11 protein-coding genes are annotated in these 14,239 nt (G+C 47.2%); 6 read left to right on the forward strand and 5 right to left on the reverse strand.

All coding sequences use genetic code 11. From position 1 onward, the window contains the following. Positions 1-14: 14 nt before the first annotated feature. Together HQQ92_RS21740 and HQQ92_RS21745 are read right to left on the reverse strand one after the other, a co-directional pair. Positions 15-491, reverse strand: coding sequence for a cytoplasmic protein (locus HQQ92_RS21740; RefSeq protein ID WP_131525512.1), 477 nt, complete (start codon positions 489-491; stop codon positions 15-17). 97 nt (positions 492-588) lie between these two features. Beyond that, the gene (locus tag HQQ92_RS21745) at positions 589-4,236 is read right to left on the reverse strand and encodes an EAL domain-containing protein (protein WP_173248329.1); all 3,648 of its coding nucleotides are present in this window, start codon (positions 4,234-4,236) and stop codon (positions 589-591) included. A gap of 615 nt (positions 4,237-4,851) precedes the next feature. Here HQQ92_RS21745 and HQQ92_RS21750 point away from each other — a divergent pair. The 6 genes from HQQ92_RS21750 (at position 4,852) to cyoE (ending at position 10,419) form a co-directional block, all read left to right on the forward strand. Further along, positions 4,852-5,241 carry a hypothetical protein gene (locus HQQ92_RS21750; RefSeq protein ID WP_131525510.1) on the forward strand — a complete coding sequence of 130 codons (390 nt, stop codon included), beginning with the start codon at positions 4,852-4,854 and terminating at the stop codon, positions 5,239-5,241. 189 nt (positions 5,242-5,430) lie between these two features. Next, complete coding sequence (gene cyoA, locus HQQ92_RS21755) at positions 5,431-6,525, forward strand: ubiquinol oxidase subunit II (protein WP_173248331.1); 1,095 nt, start codon at positions 5,431-5,433, stop codon at positions 6,523-6,525. Positions 6,526-6,527: 2 nt separating this feature from the next. Further along, on the forward strand, positions 6,528-8,507 hold the full coding sequence (gene cyoB, locus HQQ92_RS21760; RefSeq protein ID WP_173248333.1) for a cytochrome o ubiquinol oxidase subunit I: 1,980 nt from the start codon (positions 6,528-6,530) through the stop codon (positions 8,505-8,507). A 1-nt stretch (position 8,508) separates the two neighbouring features. Beyond that, on the forward strand, positions 8,509-9,129 hold the full coding sequence (gene cyoC, locus HQQ92_RS21765) for a cytochrome o ubiquinol oxidase subunit III (protein WP_173248335.1): 621 nt from the start codon (positions 8,509-8,511) through the stop codon (positions 9,127-9,129). Next, positions 9,129-9,473: a cytochrome o ubiquinol oxidase subunit IV gene (gene cyoD / locus HQQ92_RS21770; RefSeq protein ID WP_173248337.1), complete on the forward strand. Its 345-nt coding sequence runs from the start codon at positions 9,129-9,131 to the stop codon at positions 9,471-9,473. Before cyoC ends, cyoD begins: the two co-directional genes overlap by 1 nt. 13 nt (positions 9,474-9,486) lie before the next feature. Then, the gene (cyoE, locus tag HQQ92_RS21775; protein WP_173248339.1) at positions 9,487-10,419 is read left to right on the forward strand and encodes a heme o synthase; all 933 of its coding nucleotides are present in this window, start codon (positions 9,487-9,489) and stop codon (positions 10,417-10,419) included. Positions 10,420-10,530: 111 nt separating this feature from the next. Here cyoE and HQQ92_RS21780 read toward each other — a convergent pair whose 3' ends face one another. The 3 genes from HQQ92_RS21780 to HQQ92_RS21790 form a co-directional block, all read right to left on the reverse strand. Beyond that, positions 10,531-11,055: a protein disulfide oxidoreductase gene (locus HQQ92_RS21780; protein ID WP_173248765.1), complete on the reverse strand. Its 525-nt coding sequence runs from the start codon at positions 11,053-11,055 to the stop codon at positions 10,531-10,533. Between the two features lie 25 nt (positions 11,056-11,080). Further along, positions 11,081-11,989, reverse strand: a complete 909-nt coding sequence (locus tag HQQ92_RS21785) for a DsbA family protein (RefSeq protein WP_173248341.1) — start codon at positions 11,987-11,989, stop codon at positions 11,081-11,083. A gap of 136 nt (positions 11,990-12,125) precedes the next feature. Next, positions 12,126-14,237, reverse strand: coding sequence for a protein-disulfide reductase DsbD (locus HQQ92_RS21790; protein ID WP_173248343.1), 2,112 nt, complete (start codon positions 14,235-14,237; stop codon positions 12,126-12,128). Between the last annotated feature and the right edge of the window lie 2 nt (positions 14,238-14,239).

The following is a 14,239-nucleotide window of genomic DNA, read 5'->3' on the forward strand; positions in this document are numbered from 1 at the left end:
CCCTAATCAATAGATTAGAACTTCAAGGTCAAGGACTGACCTTCTCCCATTCCCTGCCACTCAACACTCAAATCCATAATCTCATTGAGAATATGATCAAAATCTGTTTGGTTAACAGTAGGAACGGCCAAGTCTCGACTGCTACAGGCTTGCTCTAACAGATAAATAAAGCCGTCATAGGTTGGCGTTTCACCCGACCACAGTAGCGACTGCAGGGTCTCAACTATGGATTCGGTTTGCCACACCTCCGTTTTATCAGCGATGCCGCGGGAGGTTTCATTATGCTCTAAGGTAAAGCTGATATCGGCGCCAGCTCTGATCTGCGAGAAGAAAGCGCCTTGAATATGCAGGCGTTTTTCAACCACATAGTGGATCATATCGTGAGGTGCTATACCTTGTTCTGGCATTTGGGTTTGTGTCGCACTACCGTCCATGCGCACACAACGCAACTGGCCATAACGCTGAGTACCTTTAGTGAAGATGACTTGCATAAAACCATCCTTAGTATTTTGATTAACGCATGCATAATGCAAACTCAAGTATAGTCCAACTCTGCGCCAGCATTAGAAAAACAACAACACTCTGCCGTTATAAATTACGCTGGATAAAGCGGAAACACTCTTCTGCCGCTAAGGGTTTACTAAAGTAAAACCCTTGCACTAAGTCGCACCCCATACTCGACAATAATACCAATTGCGCCTCGTTTTCAACCCCTTCAGCGACCACAGTTAACCCCAATTCATGGGACATAGAAATAGTTGCAGCGCTAATGGCTGCATCGTTCGAGTCGGTCTCAATATCCTTCACAAAGGATCGGTCGAGCTTTAACCTGTCTAAGGGCAAGAGTTTCAAATAGGATAAAGAGGAATATCCTGTACCAAAATCATCGATAGCGAGCTCGATACCATGTTGGCGCAATTCCGCTAATAGGCGCGCATTCTGCTCAGGATATTGCATCGCCACACTCTCGGTAATCTCCAGCTCCAGTGCGCCTTTGCCCAACTTATGCTTCACCAGCACATTGGTAATATCGGCGACTATCGTATCCTTACGAAGTTGATGTGCCGACAGATTCACCGCCATTCGCAACTCAGTGGCACCCGCAGCGCGCCAGACAGCAAGTTGCGCCATCGCCGTTTCTAATACCCATTGGCCAATTGGGATGATCATGTCGATCTCTTCGGCAATGGGAATAAAACGGTCAGGCGCTATCATGCCAAATTCGGGATGCTGCCAGCGCACAAGCGCTTCGACACTGACCACTTGCCCGCTTCTAATATCAATTTGTGGCTGATAATGCAGTCGTAATTCGTCGTTTACTAACACTTGCCTCAGGCCAGTTTCAATATGCTGGCGCTCAGTGATCAAGGTGTTCATTGCCGCAGTAAAGAATTGATAGTTATTGCGTCCAGCCGCTTTTGCGCGGTACATGGCCATATCGGCATTTTTCATCAAGGCTTCAACACTGTCACCATCATTGGGGAATAAACTGATCCCTATACTTGGCGATGAATGTAATGCTTGATTATTAATCACATAGGTTTGACTCAAACCACTGCGCAGCGCCTCGGCCAAACTGGCCACTTCATCATGGTTTGTATCGGACAAGGCAACCACAAACTCATCGCCCCCCAAACGCGCCACAGTATCATTATCACCAACGATGTATTTCAAACGTCGGGCCACCTCTAGCAGCAGTTGATCGCCCACATGATGGCCCAAGGTATCGTTGATATTTTTAAAGTGGTCCATGTCGATGAACATTACCGCTATTTGGCTGTGGGATACCAGAGCATCCTTAAACACCACTTCGAGGCGCGACTGCAAGCTCAGTCGATTAGGCAATAAGGTCAAAGAGTCATGATGGGCAAGGAAATGAATGCGTTCCTCACTGACTTTACGCTCACTGATATCGGTAAAGCTGCCAATATAGTGACTCACGGCACCAGAATCATCCCGCACCACAGACATCATCAACCATTTCGGGAAATCGTAGCCTTGTTTATGCCTATCCCAGACTTCACCTTGCCAGAAACCCGTTTGCTCGAGGGCAGCACGGACTTGAGAATCGATACTTTTATCCGTTCGTTCAGCCTCTATAAAACGGCAGTTTTTACCAATAATGTCCTCTCGGGAATAACCCGTGATCTGAGAAAATGCGCTATTCACATCCACAATGATATCGTTGGCATCCATAATCGTGATGCCTTCACCACTCTGCTGAAATACTTGTGCCAAAAGATTTACCCGCGCAACGGTACGCTCCTGCTCGGTAATATCTTCGACGATAAACAAAATTAGCTGTTCACCATTGGCACCAGTAACTAAAGCCCCGTTGAGGCGCACCGCCACTAATTGGCCATTTTTATGTAAATAATGCTTCTGATAGGGACCATAACGGCGCGTCTGCTTTAAGCGCTCTAATTGCTCTTCTTCACTTAATTGATAACGCTTTGGGGTAAGATCCCAAGGATCAAGTTGATTAAGCTCATCGAGTGAATAACCCGTAATCGCTTGAAAGGCGGGGTTAATCGCCACAAATTGACCATCGTCTAAACGTTTAAGCACATGCCCCACAGGGGCCTTATCAAATAGGTTTCGATATTTTTGCTCACTTTCGACCAAGGTAGCTTGAAAAGCCTGACGGCGGGCAATTTCCTTCGACAATGCCATGGTTTTTTCTGTCACTTTTTCGGCAATACGTTGGCGCTCGCCGGAGGAAACCAGTGTCATGCCGCCCACGACCGCACAAGTGATAAAGGCGAGCAGCAGCATTAGTAGCGATAAGCTAAAAGTATCGCCCATCAGCACCGCATAGGATTGATAAATCACTATATGCCAATGACGATCCGCTAACATCAGGTTTGCCTGAAAATACTGCCCAGTTTTATCGCTGAAGAGCTTGCTGCTAAATTCAGGAAACGATTTTTGAGTATTGCTATAAAGTAAGGTACCGCCCGCACTCATATCTGTCAGTTGCCACTGCAAGCCTTTTACACTATCAACATCATCAATAATGCCTTGCAAATCAATTACGGCTGAACAAAACCCTGAGATCTTACCCAATCTGTCAAAAGCAGGAGCAATGAGTAAAGTGCCACCAGGACCATTGGGATCTTGTGCTAATTGAATCTTGGCTGTCATCACGGGTGCTAACGTCGCACGCACTTTTGCTATGGCTGCGGCTCGCGTCGGCTCACTATTGAGATCCAATCCCAAGGCCGCTTCGTTACCTATCTGCGGCTGAATATACATCACAGGGACTAGCCAACCATCAGTATTCGCCTGCCAGCCTTCGGGACGAGTCACTTTGTAGGAACCACCAACCACAGAACGAATTGATGCCTCAAAACTTTGCTGATCGACTGCCGCCACAAGCGGTGACCAAGACCAAGCTCTAAAGCCATCCTTCATCAACATATTGCGTTTGCCAAACTGTACAAACTCATCCTCAGAAACCTGCTCGCTATTATCGAACAAGCTTGCTAAGGCAACAATTTGTTGGAGGTTAGCATCTTGAAAACTTTCAATATTGCTAATAATCGCATTAGATTGAACCAGAAACTTATCCCGTAACTGTTGGCGCTGATTCATATCTGAGTAGTAATAAATCCCCACGCAAAATAAAAAACCCACCAGCAAAGGCACACCCGTCTGAATGCGGCGAGAACGCCAAATAACTCGCTTATCAAATAGCAACATAGTCAGAGGGATAAAAATCACGGCACCGAGCAAATCCCCAGTCCACCAATTTATTAAACTACCCAGTAAATCGGACTGTGGAATCGTACCGTTAATCACTAAGGAGAAATTGCCAAAAACAGTCGCTACAGTACAAGTTAAAGCTAAACTCAAGCAGGATTTAATGACGGCGTTAGGATTATCTAGGGTGAATAAATGATCGACTCGTCCAAGAACATAGGCAGAAAGCACTGCCTGTATAGATGAGCCAATTGAAATCGCAAAGGGCAACCACCCCCAATGGATATGTCCGCTGATGTTGAGATTAATCAACAAAGAACCAATGAACACGCCAATCCAAGGCGCATATTCTTTCCATAAAACACAAGCGGCAATGGCAATACCTGCGGCAGGCCAAATTGCAGCAGAATATCCAGGCGGCAAAGCAATCATCAAACCAATTTTACCTACAATAACGTAAGCTAAGGCGATGAAAATGTTTACCTTAAGGTATGGGATAAATGACTTTATGTGTAGTCCTTCATGCTGACGCACTTCGAGAATTGAGAAGCATCATGCCCGACTCACAGGCTCAATCTCAAGCACATATCAGGGGCGAGATAAGTTCACAGTTTAATAATCGGTTTATCTAATGTAAATAGCGTAAATGACTGACACAATCACTCATTTAACGTGATGTTTTTATTTGGGATGCCGATCTCAAATGTACTTAATCACACAGCCAAACTTGGCGAACCCAATCTTGCGACAAACAAGCTAACCCATCAAGACAACTATCGGCAACATTAGCCCCGCCATAGAAGTTAAGCTTAGTCTTTTTGCGGGTAAAGCGAACATGTTTATAGGGGCTATAATCAACTCAATGACACCACAAGCAAACCAACTTTAGTCAAAATGAATAAATGAGAGGCTTCACAATTTTTTATTTTATGAGAACAAAATCAGTTTAAATACTGTTAATTTTGTAAAGCTAACGATCCAATTTAGTTTTAATTAAGGTTTTTTTAATACTAAAGCCCTTTTACTACGGGGATCCGCTTTCATTCAATAGCCGCTTCTTGGTATCCTCCTGCCGCATAAAAAAGTTACATGCTGAATATTTTTTGTTCTGCCAACTGACTCCTTTTCCCGTTCAGCCGGACTCATTAATTGAAATTAGCTCTTAGCCAATTCATTGTTGAAAGATTGAACCTAACTATTCGGCTTTCAACCTTTAGCATGACAAATCTAACCCTGTTTTTCGGGTTATTGTTTGTGCTGCCTATTGCTGACGTTTTATCCGTGTTGATCGGCGGTTGTGTCGATATTAGTGAATTAATCAGCCTCAGCAATGGCTTTTTAGCCGAGTTTATCGGCGCTAGTTTGCTCAGCCTGTTATTACTCAATCCCCTCGTTATTCTGCAGTTATGGCATTTAATCGACTGCTGCTTCAAATTTTTCAATCATCTCGATTTAACTAACGCTTCACTTTTTTTAGCTCACCCAAGGCTAAAATCCCTCGAATATACCGCCCACGGTTGTCGCGCTCCGCCATTTTAACCCTCTGTTTTTAAATTCAAATTAAGCATTAAGCGCTGAAAGCTGATCTTAGATTTGCCTCGGGATGGCGGCACATTGTTGTGTCATGCCTCTTGGGTTTCAGGATTTGCGCTCAGATAACGCCGCTTAGTGCGACTGCCGGTTAACGCTTGGCAGAGTTGTAAACCTTAGGGTTAGAGGAATCTTCCTTTGTTAATTCGAAAATTAAGTAAAGCAGCAATCGCGGCAGTAGCACTCATGCTCGCGGGTTGTGATGGCGGAGTATTGGACCCTAAGGGCCAAATCGGTATCGATGAAAAACACCTGATTATCGTCGCCACCCTACTCATGCTCATTGTCGTTATCCCTGTGATTGCCATGACATTGTACTTCGCGTGGAAATACCGCGATGGCCGTGATCAGGAAATCTATGCGCCTAAATGGGCACACTCAACGGCGATTGAAACCGTAGTGTGGATAGTGCCGATTGTGATCGTGATAGTGCTAGGTGTGATCACTTGGGGTTCGACCCATGATCTTGATCCATACAAGCCTTTAGAACACGAAGCGAAACCCGTCACGGTTGAAGTAGTGTCGCTGGACTGGAAATGGTTATTCATTTATCCAGAACAAGGCGTGGCATCGGTCAATGAGTTGGCGTTCCCAGCCAATGTGCCGGTGAACTTTAAGATCACCTCTGACACTGCAATGAACTCCTTCTTCATCCCTCAGTTAGGCAGCCAGATTTATTCTATGGCGGGCATGACCACTAAGCTGCATTTGATCGCTAACGAGCCCGGCACCTTCGACGGTATCTCGGCTAACTACAGCGGCGCCGGATTTGCGGGCATGAAGTTTAAAGCGATTGCCACTCAAACACCTGCCGACTTCGAGGCATGGGTAGCCAAGTTAAAACAACAGGGCAAGACATTGGACTCAGCGGCCTATGCCACACTGGCCAAACCGAGTGAATACAATCCAGTTGAATACTTTGGCTCAGTGAGCAAAGGGATGTTTGACCAAATCGTGATGCAATACATGTATATGGACTCACATGAGGGCATGAAAGGTCACGCAGGCATGGAACACATGGGCACTGAGCACACATCTGACATGGCAGACATGGCAGACATGAAAGGTATGCACGACATGGCACATATGGCAGGCGAGCACGCGATGAAAAATACACAGAACATGGCCGACATGGATAGCTCAACACCTTCTGTAACGTCATTAACACAGGATTCATCCACAGAACCTTCATCCTTAGAGCACTCATCCACTCATAAAGTGGAGGCGGAGTAATCATGTCATTTCTCGGTAAATTAAGCTTAGATGCGATTCCGTATCACGAGCCCATCATCATGGTGACCCTAGCGGTCGTCGCAGTGGTAGGTTTGTATATCGCAGCCTTGATCACTAAACACAAAAAATGGAGTGTACTCTGGAATAATTGGTTAACCTCAGTTGACCATAAACGCCTCGGTATCATGTACATAGTGTTGGCTTTAGTGATGCTCATTCGTGGCTTCTCCGATGCCATTATGATGCGTACCCAGCAAGCACTCGCCACCAACGGCGCCGCAGGTTATCTGCCGCCAGAACATTACGACCAGATCTTCACCGCCCACGGCGTGATCATGATTATCTTTATGGCGATGCCATTTATGATAGGTCTAATGAACTTAGTAGTGCCGCTGCAGATTGGCGCACGCGACGTTGCCTTCCCCTTCTTGAACAACCTCAGTTTCTGGCTGACCGCCTCTGGCGCTGTGCTGATCAATATTTCATTGGGTTTAGGTGAATTTGCTAAGACAGGTTGGGTGGCGTATCCCCCCCTCTCAGAACTGGCTTACAGTCCGGGGGTTGGAGTCGATTACTATATCTGGGCACTGCAAATTTCAGGCATAGGGACGACCTTAACCGGGGTGAACTTTATCGCCACCGTACTGAAGATGCGTGCCCCAGGCATGAAGCTGATGCAAATGCCAATCTTCACTTGGACTTGTACTTGGGCGAACATTTTGATCGTCGCGTCATTCCCAATCTTAACCGCCGTGTTAGCCATGTTAACGCTCGACCGTTACATGGATTTCCACTTTTTCACCAATGACGGTGGCGGTAACGCCATGATGTATATCAACCTATTTTGGGCGTGGGGACATCCTGAGGTTTACATCCTGATTTTGCCTGCTTTTGGTATTTTCTCCGAGGTGATCTCAACCTTTACGGCTAAGCGTTTGTTTGGTTACACCTCTATGGTGTGGGCGAGCGGTGCGATTTCAATTTTAGGTTTCATCGTTTGGTTACACCACTTCTTCACTATGGGCTCAAGTGCCAACGTCAACGCTTTCTTCGGGGTGATGACTATGGTGATTGCCGTTCCAACCGGGGTAAAACTGTTTAACTGGTTGTTCACTATCTACCGTGGCCGCCTAAGGTTAACTGTACCTGTGTTGTGGACGCTAGGCTTTATGGTGACTTTCACCATAGGCGGTATGACCGGAGTGCTATTAGCCTTACCAGGAGCCGATTACGTTCTACATAACAGTTTGTTTTTAATCGCGCATTTCCATAACACTATTATTGGTGGTGCGGTATTTGGTTACTTAGCAGGCTTTGCTTACTGGTTCCCGAAAGCGACAGGTTTCCACTTGAATGAGCGTTTAGGTAAAGCGTCATTCTGGTGCTGGCAAATCGGTTTCTACGTGGCCTTTATGCCGCTGTACGTATTGGGCTTTATGGGTATGACGCGCCGAATTAGTCATACGGATAACCCAGCATGGAACCTGTGGATCTACTTAGCCGCCGTGGGTGCTTGCATCATCATGGTCGGTATCATTCTGCAGTTTATCCAACTGTACGTGAGTATCCGTGACCGCGACCAAAACCGCGATACCACGGGCGATCCATGGAATGGCCATACTTTAGAGTGGTCAACCGCTTCACCACCCCAGTTCTATAACTTCGCTAAGCTGCCACAGGTTGCTGATATCGATGCCTTTACCGATGCGAAAGAAAAAGGCTTGGCTTATCAAGGCCTCAAACACTATCAGCCAATCCATATGCCGAAAAATACCTCAAGCGGTATCTTAATGGCGCTGGGGATCACTGCCGCGGGTTTTGCCGCTATTTGGCACATTCTCTGGTTAGCCATTGTGGGCTTAGTGGGCGCGTTTATCGTGTTCTTATTCCGAGCCTATAACAATGACGTCGACTATTACGTGCAACCCGATGAAGTGGCTCGCATTGAAAATGCCCACTTAAACAATGTAGTAAGGGGCTGATATGAGTATTGCAATCCCAGCAGATTTAGAAGTAGCTCACGCAGAAGATCATCACGAACACCATGATACGAGTGGCAACACTCTGTTTGGTTTTTGGATTTACCTGATGACCGACTGCATTTTGTTTGCCTCGGTTTTCGCAACCTATGCTGTGCTCTACATGAACACGGACGGTGGCGTTTCGGGTAAAGACATTTTCGAATTGGACTTTGTGCTGATTGAAACTGCCGCCCTGCTCGTCAGTAGTATTACCTATGGCATGGCGCTGATTTTTGCTAAACGCCATAACAAAGCCGCGACCTTGGCTTGGTTACTCGTCACCTTCGTCCTCGGTTGTGTGTTTATCGGGATGGAAGTCTATGAATTCCATCACCTGATTGAACATGGCAATGGCCCGCAGCGCAGCGCTTTCCTGTCGTCCTTCTTCACCCTGGTCGGTATGCACGGTTTGCACGTGACCGCAGGTCTGATTTGGATGGCGATCATGATGATTGAAGTGGCGAAAACCGGTTTAGGTCATCGCAGCATCACCCGCCTGAGCTGCTTAAGCCTGTTCTGGCATTTCCTCGACATAGTGTGGATTTGTGTATTCACGGTCGTGTATTTATTGGGAGCACTGTAATGGGCGCACATAGTCATACGCACAATCAGCCTAGCCATGGCACTGACGATCTGGCCGCGAGCATTAAGTCATATCTAATAGGCTTTGTGCTGTCAGTGGTATTAACCGCCATTCCATTTTGGGCGGTAATGACCCATCACTTCGAGAAAGCGACCACCCTCAGCTTAGTGCTAGTGATGGCGATAGTGCAGATAGTGGTACATCTTAAGTACTTCTTGCACTTAGATTTCTCGAAAGAAGGCAAAGTGAATACCTTCTCCTTCCTGTTTACCGCCCTGATTATTGTCATGGTCGTCGGCCTGTCGGTGTGGATCATACTCGAAGCCAACGCTTTGATGATGTAACGAGAAACAGTCTATGCAAACACAAGACAGATTTATGTCACCGCAATGGAAAGCACGCTTCAAAGGGTATGTGCAGGTGACTAAGCCTGGCATCATTTTCGGGAATCTGATTTCCGTTGCTGGCGGTTTTTTATTAGCCGCCAAAGGCGACGTAAATTTGGTCTTGATGCTGGCGAGCTTAGTAGGATTGTCCTTGGTTGTAGCCTCGGGCTGCGCTGTCAATAACTGTATTGACCGTGATATCGACGCCAAAATGCAGCGAACCTGCAAACGCGTGACCGTCACGGGCGAAATTGCCGTGGGTAACGTCCTCGCGTTTGGTATCGCCTTAGGCGTGTTGGGCTTTAGCATCTTAGCCTTGTTTACCAATGCATTAGCCCTGCTATTTGCCGTTATTGGTTACATCGTTTATGTGGGGGTTTATAGCCTCTATATGAAACGTAACTCAGTGTATGGCACTTTGGTCGGCAGCTTCTCGGGCGCAGTACCGCCCGTGGTGGGCTATTGCAGTGTGACAGGGCAAATGGACATGGGCGCGGCTATTTTGCTGTTGATGTTCAGTCTATGGCAGATGCCGCATTCCTATGCCATCGCGATTTTCCGTTTTAATGACTATGCGGCAGCCAATATTCCTGTGCTGCCAGTTGCAGAAGGCATGACCAAAGCAAAACTGCATATCGTGCTTTATATTGCCGTGTTCGCCTTAGTCAGTGCGCTGTTACCACTCGCGGGTTACACAGGTATCGCCTTTATGGCAGTCACCTGTGCCACTAGCCTGTGGTGGCTTGCCATGGCATTAAAAGGTTATCGCCACGGCGTCGACATGCAACGCTGGGCTCGCCAAGTGTTTGGTTTTTCAATCATCACTATTACGGCGCTCAGTGTGACTATGGCGCTCGACTTCCAAGTTGTGAGTCAGGCACCACTACTCACTTTAGTGAAGTAAATCCTAAGCTTTCAGCTAGTTGTCTAGTCCTGAAATAAGTTGATAATACAAAAGCGCTAACCAAGATTAGCGCTTTTTTTCTCTCCTAAAACAGCCCCTGAAGCATCACTTCTAAGTGAACATCATTCGCCACCACATACCGGGTAGGCTAGTAAAGCCTGTCGTATAGTGTTTTAGCTCACCCTCTTTAAAGATCATAATGGTTGGCGTCGCCTGCAATGACCAATCACGGGCAATCTTGCTGTCACTATCGTTAATAGTGTCAAAGCCATAGCCTTGATGCTGAAGATATTTTCTCAGTTTCTCATCCTCCCCCGAATTCATGGCAACCGTCACCACGGGGTAATAGGCCGACATTTGATTGACTGCCGGGCTGACAAAATTACACACAGGGCACCAAGTGCCCCAAAAGTATACCAATACCGCCTGATCTTGGCTTAACTTGGCAATATCAAGCGCTTCCCCAGCCAAAGTCGTCCCTTGGAGCTGCGGCAAATTATCCCGCGGGATATCTTTGCCGCGCCAGATGTCCATCACGCTCGTTACCACTAGGGCTAACAATAACCAAAGTAGTAACTGCTTAATCCAGCCCAATATCCGTTTAGGTAAAGATGTCGAAACCTGTTCGGCGCTCATATTTTCAGTTTCCTTTGGCAGCATCTTAACTGCTCTTCTGTGTCTTATTTTTAGCGGCAATCGCGGCTTCAAGCTGCTCTTTTAACACTTCGTAAGGCACTAATCCGGGAATAAGCGTATCAGCCACTATCATACTTGGAGTGCCACCTATGCCTAACTCATTCATTAAATTAACATTGTCATCGACCATTTTAGCCACGCGCGCATCTGTGTTGCCGACCCAACGCTCAGTTGCCGTCAGTTTAGCGACCTTAGCGATGGCGGCGGCATCGAGTCCACGCGGACTCGACATCAACATATCCTTTACCTTGAGATACTTTTCAGGCTCGTTTAACCAAACAGTTTGGGCAAAATCGACTGCCATTTTGGAGCCTTCGCCCTGTAGCGGTACCATTTTTACTATGATTTTTAACTGCGGAAATTCTTCAATCAGCTGGTTCAGCGAAGGCTCGATTTTCTTGCAGTATGGGCAGTTAAAATCGGTGAAGTACACCATCTCAATCTCAGGTGTCGCAGAGCCCTTCCACGGATCGCTTTTAGTCTCATACATGGCTTTATGATGGGTCACTAGGCTCGTTTGCATGGCGGTATTGGCACCCTCTTGCTCCCTTGCTTGCCACGCAATAATTGCTTCTCTCATTAGGTCAGGATCATTGATCAAGGCATCTTTAAGAATCGCTCGCACCTCTTGCTGCTGGGCCGCCGATAAACTGCTGTCCTTGGCATAGGCCATGGTGCTCACCGAAGGCAAGGAAACCACCAGCATGGCCATGGCGACACCCGAGACAGCAAACATCTGTAACTTGCGATTTTTCCGTAAAGAGCTAAATAAAGGACTAAATAAAGAGCTAAATTTCGACATTTGGGCGCCTCCAATGGCTTGAGTTTTCTGCATTGATTCAGTGTTGTTTTGTACTTCAATCTTCTGTTTCATAATCGATTTCCATTGTCTTAGGTCAGAGTTATCCCTGACCTAAGTATTTGTTGAGTGCCACTCGACTCGCTATTGAATGAGACTCGCCAGTGATATTGCCGAATGACATGTCCGAGTGAATGGCTGTTCGTTAGCGTTATTTCCCTGACGCTACGGATGACTTTTCAGGGGACGCTGAGGCCTGCTCAATCGCAGCAAGCACAAGGTCAGTCGATAGAATTTCCGGCAGCTCAATCCCCTGCGGCGCACCCGGGCCATAAACCACGTTGAATGGCACCCCGAAACGATTATGGCTTTGCAGGTAGTGAGTAATGGGCTTAGAAGGCGTAGTCCAATCGCCTTTCATCGGCACAATATGCTGCTGTTGCAACAGGCTATAAACAGGGTCTTGCAAGATCACGCCAACTTTATTGGCCTTACAAGTAATGCACCAATCGGCAGTGACATCGACAAACACAGTTTTGCCTTGGGCCACCTGCTGATTAATCAATGCTTGATCCAATGGCGTCCAAGCAAGATCCGCAGGTAAAGGTTTAGCCCACTGGTTCGCCGTCATAAATGCGATAATCGCCGACAGTAAAATGCCGATACCTAAGCAGCTCACGATGGCAATCGCGCCATATTTTTTAGCCATAAACACCATAAATATCAGGGCAATGACACCCGCTAAGGGCCAGAGGTAGAGCACATCAATAAAGCTGGACAACAGGCTAATCAGCCACAAACTGGTGAGGAGCAACATGCCAGAGAAAAACACTTTGACTGTGTTCATCCAGCGACCGGGTTTAGGGAAATAACCCGCCACTTGCGGAAATGCCGCCACAATTAACCAAGGGAACGCCATACCCACGGCCAACGCAGTGAAGATGGCAAACAAGCTCAGTACATCGGCGCCCAAAGCGAAGGCGACCGCGGTACCCAAAAATGGTGCACTGCACGGCGTCGCCAGTAGCGTCGCAAACATACCCTGTAAAAAGTGTCCGCTGTTATTATTGCCGCCCGTCGTCGCCAACTTGGTTTGCACGTTAGAGGGTAAGTTAATCTCAAATACACCTAACATATTGAAGGCAAACACTGTGGTCACCAGCGCCATAAAGCCGATAAACCAAGGGTTTTGAAACTGCACGCCCCAACCAATCGCCTGCCCCGTGAGCTTAAGCATTAAGATAAAGCCAGCGAGTAACCAGAATGAGGCCAATATCCCCAGCGCTGATGCGATGAACTGTTGGCGGATTTGATTACGCTTAAGATCAGGTGCTGCAACCACTGAACTGAGCTTCATGCCAAGCACTGGTAACACGCAGGGCATGACGTTTAAGATCAAACCACCGATAAGCGCTAACAAAATCATGCCAAATATCGAGGTACTTTCTTGGGTAATCACCACAGGCTTAACTTCGGCGCTGTATTCCAACGCCCGCTCGCTATCGGCGACAGTCATGTTCAGCGATTTGCCCAAAACTTCAGGCTCGCCCAGCCAACTTTTACCGCTAAAAATACCGACCAATTGCTTGCCGTTAACATCGCTTTCACTCGGTTTTAAGCTCACTAGCTTAAATGTGGTATCTGGCTCACCATCGATAATCACTGTGGGTTGCTGCCAGTTGGCATCATTGAGTCTGACTTCAAGTTGACCTTTGGCGGCATCCCAACCCATTGTCATGGCAGGATTTTGGCCATCTTGGGTCAACACTTTTTGCGGCACAAGCGACACTGCCTTGTTGTAGGCCAACATAGCATCGGTATCCGCTTGCAGCGCATTAGGCGTGAAGTCGAGACTAATCTGATAATCCGTCAGTACACAGATGGTGGTACAGGTCGACAAGGTCACTTTGCCGCGCAGCTGAGTTGGGGCAGCGATATCATCGACTTCTAGGGTTAAGGGAAAGGTGGTATTACCTTTATAACCAAAGGTTTGTAACCCCAATAATGAGAATTCCTCTGGCGCAGGCCATCTCCAATCCACTTGCTGTAGATTGTGTGAGCCATCCCATTTTATCGTCGGCGCGATACCGCCTTCCCCAGGACTGCGCCAATAGGTTTTCCAATCGCCCTCAAGTTGTACTTCAAGCACAGCAGGCAAAGTATTCGTTGCAGGATCAACCTCCCCCGTTAGCATAAAACGTACTTTGGCTGGCGGGTGATTATCATTAACCAACCACCCCGTCGATGCGGCCATTAGCGACGGGCTCGTCACTATCAAGGCGAGTATCCAGAATCTGGTTAACATGGATTTTAATGTACTCATTT

The organism is Shewanella sp. DC2-4, from assembly GCF_013248875.1.
Classification (GTDB): Bacteria; Pseudomonadota; Gammaproteobacteria; order Enterobacterales; family Shewanellaceae; genus Shewanella; species Shewanella oncorhynchi.

Excerpts from the sequence above, each read along its gene's own strand:
- HQQ92_RS21740 (WP_131525512.1), bottom strand. The coding sequence starts at position 491 with ATGCAAGTCATCTTCACTAAAGGTACTCAGCGTTATGGCCAGTTGCGT.
- cyoB (WP_173248333.1), top strand. The coding sequence starts at position 6,528 with ATGTCATTTCTCGGTAAATTAAGCTTAGATGCGATTCCGTATCACGAG.
- cyoC (WP_173248335.1), top strand. The coding sequence starts at position 8,509 with ATGAGTATTGCAATCCCAGCAGATTTAGAAGTAGCTCACGCAGAAGAT.
- cyoD (WP_173248337.1), top strand. The coding sequence starts at position 9,129 with ATGGGCGCACATAGTCATACGCACAATCAGCCTAGCCATGGCACTGAC.
- cyoE (WP_173248339.1), top strand. The coding sequence starts at position 9,487 with ATGCAAACACAAGACAGATTTATGTCACCGCAATGGAAAGCACGCTTC.
- HQQ92_RS21780 (WP_173248765.1), bottom strand. The coding sequence starts at position 11,055 with ATGAGCGCCGAACAGGTTTCGACATCTTTACCTAAACGGATATTGGGC.
- HQQ92_RS21785 (WP_173248341.1), bottom strand. The coding sequence starts at position 11,989 with ATGAAACAGAAGATTGAAGTACAAAACAACACTGAATCAATGCAGAAA.
- HQQ92_RS21790 (WP_173248343.1), bottom strand. The coding sequence starts at position 14,237 with ATGAGTACATTAAAATCCATGTTAACCAGATTCTGGATACTCGCCTTG.